Source organism: Patescibacteria group bacterium (assembly GCA_041650895.1).
GTDB lineage: Bacteria > Patescibacteriota > Patescibacteriia > 2-01-FULL-39-33 > 2-01-FULL-39-33 > CAISTG01.
The window spans coordinates 1-6,993 of the sequence record JBAZKF010000010.1 but is presented as its reverse complement, the minus strand read 5'-3'; the positions used below and the strand labels follow the sequence as shown (position 1 = coordinate 6,993).

5 protein-coding genes are annotated in these 6,993 nt (G+C 41.1%); 4 read left to right on the top strand and 1 reads right to left on the bottom strand.

Going from position 1 to position 6,993, the window contains the following annotated elements:
- The 4 genes from WC473_06090 to WC473_06075 all read left to right on the top strand — a co-directional run.
- Positions 1-1,525, top strand: a 1,525-nt coding sequence (locus WC473_06090) for a choice-of-anchor R domain-containing protein (protein ID MFA5125356.1), incomplete at its 5' end; no start/stop codon positions are given.
- Between the two features lie 10 nt (positions 1,526-1,535).
- Positions 1,536-3,239, top strand: coding sequence for a hypothetical protein (locus WC473_06085; protein ID MFA5125355.1), 1,704 nt, complete (start codon positions 1,536-1,538; stop codon positions 3,237-3,239).
- 18 nt (positions 3,240-3,257) lie between these two features.
- A complete protein-coding gene (locus WC473_06080) occupies positions 3,258-4,967 on the top strand; it encodes a hypothetical protein (GenBank protein MFA5125354.1) in 1,710 nt (569 codons plus the stop codon).
- Between the two features lie 4 nt (positions 4,968-4,971).
- Entirely contained in the window at positions 4,972-6,288 is a 1,317-nt protein-coding gene (locus WC473_06075) for a hypothetical protein (GenBank protein ID MFA5125353.1), read from the top strand.
- Positions 6,289-6,413: 125 nt separating this feature from the next.
- Here WC473_06075 and WC473_06070 read toward each other — a convergent pair.
- A partial coding sequence (locus tag WC473_06070; protein MFA5125352.1) for a hypothetical protein occupies positions 6,414-6,993 on the bottom strand: 580 nt, incomplete at its 5' end.

Below are 6,993 nucleotides of genomic sequence, written 5' to 3'. Positions count from 1 at the left end.
GACCTCTTTTACAGATTCCACGAACGCAGGATATTACTTTGGAAGCGAAGGGATTTATTGCGGGGCGGCGGCAGACGCTACTCTTATTAAATACGCCGTAGCTACGGGGTTAATTGACCTTGTCGGAACAATCTCCTCACGGAGCACAGCCACGATTGCGGCGGCGATAAATTCATCTGGAAACTTAGTCAACGATATTATAAATTTAAGATTAGACAGTTCGGCTAAAAGCATTCTTTCTGATTTTGCTTTTGCTTCTACTGATTACTCGGGAGCATTAAAATGTGGCACGATTACCTGGAACGCGACGACAGGGGCGATTACGGGCGGTTCAGGGGGTGTGTTTCATAAAGGTGGAATAGTATTCGCTAACGCTGGCGTAGCAACGATTACGCTTGACGGGGCAACTGGAAATGCCACTTTTGCCGGTTCTCTTTCCGCTCCGACTGGAAACATTGGAGGATTCACAATAGGGGCGACTACCTTAACCGGCGGAACGACAAACATAGTTTTAGACAGTAGCAATAAAGCGATAAGCATAAATGACGCTACTTTTGGAAATCAAGGTATTCAACTACAATACAACGCCGGAACGCCGAGAGCGTATGTGGGAAACGGCGTTGACCAGTATTTTCAATTTGACGGGACGAAAGTAATCATCGCTGGTTCAATTTTAAACATTGATTCTTCAACCGACATCATTATTGGTCAGATGCAGACAACTTATCCTTTCACGACGGGAGAAGCGATTACGGCGGGAGATGCGGTGTGTTTTGGCGGTCAAACATTAACTAAATTTACCACTAACGCAACAGGTCCGGGAGACATTGACATCGGAAAAACCGGATTTCAACAAGAGGCACAATCTTTTAATGGTTCTGATGTTGATAGAAAAGTTAATATAATGTATTTGAAATTGATGAAAACGGGAACGCCAACCGATAATTTAGTAATTACAATAGAAGGCGATAGTGGCGGAGCACCAGATGGAACACCAATAGAAACTTTTACAAAAGCGGGAGCAGATCTTACAACTTCTCTTGCGGAATATGCTTTTACTTTACCTGCCAACAGAACTTTTACCGCCGCCACGACTTATTGGGTGCGTTTTAAACGAAGTGGGTCTTTAAACGATACGAATTATTTTAGATGTCAACAAGAAGGTTCAAGTACTTACGCTAATGGAACGATGAAAAGGTATAATGGAGCGTCTTGGACTGATTGGACGGTTGATTCATATCTTGTGTTTAAGTATGTAATGACCGAAGGGTTAATCTATCAAACATCGGCGGTAGATTTAGCGACTACCTCAACTTTTGTCGGATTTGCTCAAGAATCAAAAGCCGCTGGACTTTCTTGTAAAGTTCAGATTTCCGATGTTTGGACAACTTCTGGACTTACAATTGCCTCAATCTATTATCTTTCAAATACTTATGGAGCGATTGCAACTTCTGCGGGAGATAATTCTAAAAAAGTTGGTTTATCTATTTCTACGACTAAATTGAACATTTTAAATATGATATAAATAAAATTATATGGCATACACAATTAGAACGCCCGACGGCAAAGGTTATCAAATGGAAGCACCCGACGAAGGAAAATTATTTAAAGATACCGGAGGACAGGTAGGAATGATTAAGGGCGGCCAGTTTTACAAACTTAATGCCGAGCAAGAACTCGCTAATAAATACAATCTCGGCTCAATCGCGAGCACTGGTGATAGCCCTGCTATCGCTTGGAATAATTGGTTAAGGTCGCAAGGTCTTACAACGGGCGGTGCGGTTCAGCAAAGAGCGTATCAAGAACTTGGAATTGATCTGACTAAATTACCGGAATACAACACCGCGGACTTGTACCAATATGGGGTTTTTACGGGAACGCCGCAGTCATTATCGGGCGCCGACGCTAAGAGTGGATATGATATGGGAGCATTTGCTAAGGCGGCAACAACACCGACTGAACTTACAGGGAACGCCATACCAAAAGAAATATCGGGCGTGGGCGGACCAAAAGACCTACAAGGAAATTTAATCACACCCGAGAAATACGCCGAGTACGGGATTACGAATACTCAACCTCAAACGCCGACTTTTCAAACTACGGCAGGCGTTAGTCCGACTACGGCTGGACAACCAACTACTAATTACTGGAAATCGCCCTCTGGCACGATAGTCGGCGTATCCGCGGGAAGCGAAGCCGAGAATAACTTTAAGAATTTAGGCTGGACACAAAGCACCTCGGCGGAAGAGGTGGCTGGTAGACAAGTTCAGAACATAAGCCCGACGGGAGAGATACAAACAACTACTGGCGGTCAAACGACTGGGCAAGCACCAACGGGAGGTCAAGCACCCGTAAGCGGACAAAATCCGCAAACTCAGTGGGTTAATGATTACTATCAGAAATACTTTGACCGACCGGCAACGCAAGCGGAGCTTGATAATTGGGGAAAGGAAACTCCGCAGAACTTAGAGGCGTTTCTTAAACAAGAAGCCCAACGATACGGCTATACCTCAAAGACGTTTCAAACTGAGGAAAGTCAACGGCTACAAAGTGCTTATGATAAGATAGACGGCTCAAACTTACCTCCGGAACTTAAACAGTTATACAAAGATGTCGTAAAGAACTACCCCCCTGGGATTGAGTTTGACGCTAATGAAATTTTAAATACCTTTCAAAAGATTAAAGACGAAACAATAGACCCTCAATACAGGAATTATATCGCCCAGGCAGAGAAAGGGTTGACTCAAAACTTAGCGGATATTGAACAACAGAGGGTATCAGAACTTGAACAAGAACGAAGTCAGGCGGGTCTTGCGATACGTCAAGCCAAAGAGGGACTGGAAAAAGCGGGAATGACCTTTACTGGTAAGGCGATTGAAACCTTAGGATCTGAGGCGGCAATACCACAAGGAGCGACAGGAGCCGAGACGACTCCAACACAAGAACCCTTTGGCGGACTTTTCTACGAGGGTCTTGTGCCGCAGTATAACAGATTATCAAGTTCTTCCTCACAAGCCCGTTATGAGAGTGCCTTAAAAAGTTTGGGATTATCGGCAGAACAGCAACTCGGCACGGCAGGGGTGTCTAAGTTCGGGATAAGCGGTTATACTCCAGTCGGCGGAACTACAGGAACTCTTGAAGAACAAAAGAAGCAAACTGAGGCAAGCACCTTACAGCAACTATTAAATAATTATCAGGAAAAACAAAAATCATTAACAAATCTCACGTTTTCTTCATAAGAAATAATCTACAACATTATGGCAGTTTCGCGAAATTTACAAAAAGAGCAAGAGGCGTTAAAGACCTTCGGAAAATCACAAGGTAAAATGCCCTCAACGGCAGAAGATTGGAAACTTCTTCATCAGTACGCTTACGGCGCTAACTTGCCAGACGAGTTTAAAGACGCTCAAAGTGAAGCCGCACCCTCGGCTGGCTTAACGCCGATTACTCCGCCTTCAACGACGGGATTTAATCCAGAGGCAGGTATTGGTGAATTGGCTGGACAGGTTGAGCAAGCAGGGGCTGATGTTTCAAAATTCAGTTCGCCGACAATGGCAACCAACATCTTACAGGAAGCAATCCGTGAAAAGACAGGCGTGGCACAGGCAGGAATTGGGGAAAGTGAGATATTCAAGAAAGCGGGAATTTCGGGATACGCCCCTCTTGCCCAATCTCTTAACACCAGAGGCGACGAACTTGCTATCAATCAAGCGGCTTTTCAAAATATCATTACTGGGATGGCCGGGAATTATCGGGATATGGCTACGGCGGCGAAAGACCGCTATGATATGGCTTTTAATAATTACCAACTAAAAAAAGACGAATTGCTTGAGGCAGAACGAGACGCCAGAGAGCACGCTCAAGCCCTTGAAATTATTGATATAAACTTTAAAAATCAAAAATCTATAATGACTTATGAAGATAATTTAGCAAAACGCGAAACTGTAAAAGCTGGTGCTTCTTGGCGAGGAGATGAGATTACTCTTGGACCTGGAGGAGATTGCGGTACTGTGGCAAGAAAAGAATGGTCTACAATTACAGAACCAATGGGGGATACATTAAGAGAGAAAAAGGAATGGATTGACAGATTAGGGACGCGAGGAATACAAGGTATCGGGGTTGGTGATATAGTTATTACTGATGGTCGTGATTTAGGACTTTCTGGTTCTGATGATGAAACTGGACACGTCCTTATAGTGGGAGATATGGATAAAGATGGAAATATGTATGCTTATGAATCAAATGCTAAGGGCGATGGTGAAAAAACATTTGGTCGCTGGGTTAACCCAGGTACGGTTTATGGTTATATCGGAGGCGGTGGAAATCCTTACGGAGTTATGAAACCAGAAGAATTTGAGAAGATGCAACAAATTGCGATGAGTTATAAAGGAACGCTCGGAAGACCAGAACAATCAGACCAAGGTAAATTTACTCCTGAATTTTATGCCACAGATTTTGGTCAAAAAGTTCTTAATAATGAACAGCAGTATCAAACTAATTTTTTAAGCCAACCCGTAGTCAAAGATTTTATAGCAGTTCAAAATAAATCTGCAAGTGTCTCACAAATAATAGATGCTGGAGTTGGGGGTCCCGGAGATTTAGCGATTGTTTATGAATTTATGAAAGGTTTAGACCCATCTTCTGTTGTAAGGGAAAGCGAGTATGCAAGTGCGGCTAAATCTGGGAATATTTTTCAAGGATGGGCGGCAAAATATAACGGGTATTTAAAAGAAAAAGGTGGAATTTTACCAGATGCGGTAAAAAACTCTTTTAAAGATATATTACAAACCAAATTAGGTGTTTATCAAAAACAGTATAATCAATTAAGAGATCAGTATAGAAAAACTGCGGAAGAACAAGGATTAAATCCCGAACACGTCGCTCCTAATTTAGAAATATCTTTTAGAGAAAAATCATCAGATACTGGAGAACAATCTAATTCAAATGACCCCTTAGGAGTAAGATAAAAATATGCCAAATATAAACGAGTTAGGACAAAAAGTTAAAGCAAAATACCCAGGTGTTTATGATGATTTAAGTGATATTGAGCTTGGTCAAAAAGTAAAAGCAAAATATCCTGAAGCTTATTCCGATTTTTCTTCGGGGAAAGAAGAGTCGTTTTGGAATAAGGTTGTTCGTATCGGAGGTTCTGTTTTAAGCAAGGGAGTTGGTCAAACAATAATTGGAGAAGCGACAAGACCTGAAAATATCCAAACAACCGCTGAAATGACTGGCGTTTCTCCATTGGCTCGTGCGGCGATAAGACCAGCAGTAAATTTAGCCACAGGATTAAAAGGTGGTACTATTCAAGAGCAACAGGCAAGATCGGTTCAAACACCTTTTGGAGAAGTTAAACCATCTTTGGCGATGACCCCAAAAGAAAATATAATTGAGGCGGCGGAAGTTGGCAGTGTAGTATTAGGAACTTCAAAAACCGCGGCTAAATTAACTGAAGCAGTTGCTTCACCAGTTATTAAATTTATTGCTAAAAAATTTGGTTGGACGGCAAAGAAGGTTGAGAAAGCCGCAGAATATCTTGCTCCACGGTTAGTTGGCAAAGAAGCAGAAGAGGCGTACGCCTCGGGAAAAATAATATCTCCTACTACTTTTACAAAAGAAAAATTTATTCCTAATACGAATGATATTCAAAGAGTAAAAGTAGCCCAAGAAGCTGGGATAGAGATGAAAGGAAATTATAGTAAAGATATACGACAAGCAAAAATGGCAAACAAAAAAGAAGCCCAAACACTTCTTAAAGATTTAAAAGATAATGATTATACTTTTAATACTGCCGAAATAAATTCTCGCTTATCACAAGTAGAAAGACCAGTTTCAATTAAAAGTGATGAAGTTCTTGATAAAGCGTATACGCAAGTTCAGGATAAGATGCTTTATTTTATAAATAAAAATCCTAAAACTACATCAGGGGCTTGGCAAGCAAGAATAGAGTTTGATAAATGGATAGAAAAACAATTTCCTAACCTCTACGAAAATGATAGATGGACTCCTATGCGCTCGGCAATAAAGGATATTAGAATGGAAGTTGATAATATGATAAATGAAAAACTAAACATAAGTTTAGGGGAAGAGGCAGATATTTTTAAGAAAAGTATGAAAAAGCAATCTACATTTTTTGACATCATTGATACTCTTTCAGAGAAAGCCGTTAAAGGTCCGACTAAACTTAAACCCTCTGTAGCTGGTGCAATAGCAAAGCAATATGGTAAATATGCTGTGGGTGGAGCTACCGGAGCCGGAGTGGCAGGAGCAATACTCGGCAAAGATTAGTTATTTTTTTCTGATATAACAATAATTCCCATTATTATTCCATACACAATCCAAAGCCACGGAAAGATAACCGCAAGCCAAACGAATAGTCCTATTAGAAGTAAAATGATACACCACATATTATTTTAATTAAAATACCCCAATAAAGTATTTATTCTGCTCTCATAACTTTCAGCGTTTGCGATATTCTGGTCGGCTAAATCAGCGTATCTTTGAACCATAAGCCAATTATCAACATTCATAGCGTTTAACATAGAGATAACATTTTCATTTGCCGCTTTGTAGTATTGTTTCTGCGTGTCTAAGACATCAGCTAACTGTGCGGCGGCATCAAGATAATACGCACAACTTGATAAATTTTGTTCCGCAGTAGTTTTAGCCGCGTTTGCTTGTTGAGCAGCGGTTTTTTGTTTAGACGCTTCTGTGGCTGATTTGGAGGCCGCGGCTTGAGCTTTTTCCTTGTCAGAAAGTGCTACGCCAAATTTCTCTTTTAAGGTGGTAAGTTCAGTATTACAAGTTTCAAGATTTGTAGTAAGGGTTGTTTTTTCACCAGCAAGAGTCGTGATTTCTTGATTGTTATTGCTTACTTTATTTTCTAAGTTTTTAATTTCACTGGAATAATATCGCCAACTTAGAAAGCCGCCGACTCCGACTCCGATCACGATAATCACCAATGCGATGATTTTTAGAACTTTGTTTGAGATG

What these genes read in the sequence shown, in the direction of transcription:
- WC473_06085 (MFA5125355.1), top strand. Translation starts at nt 1,536, where the DNA reads ATGGCATACACAATTAGAACGCCCGACGGCAAAGGTTATCAAATGGAA.
- WC473_06080 (MFA5125354.1), top strand. Translation starts at nt 3,258, where the DNA reads ATGGCAGTTTCGCGAAATTTACAAAAAGAGCAAGAGGCGTTAAAGACC.
- WC473_06075 (MFA5125353.1), top strand. Translation starts at nt 4,972, where the DNA reads ATGCCAAATATAAACGAGTTAGGACAAAAAGTTAAAGCAAAATACCCA.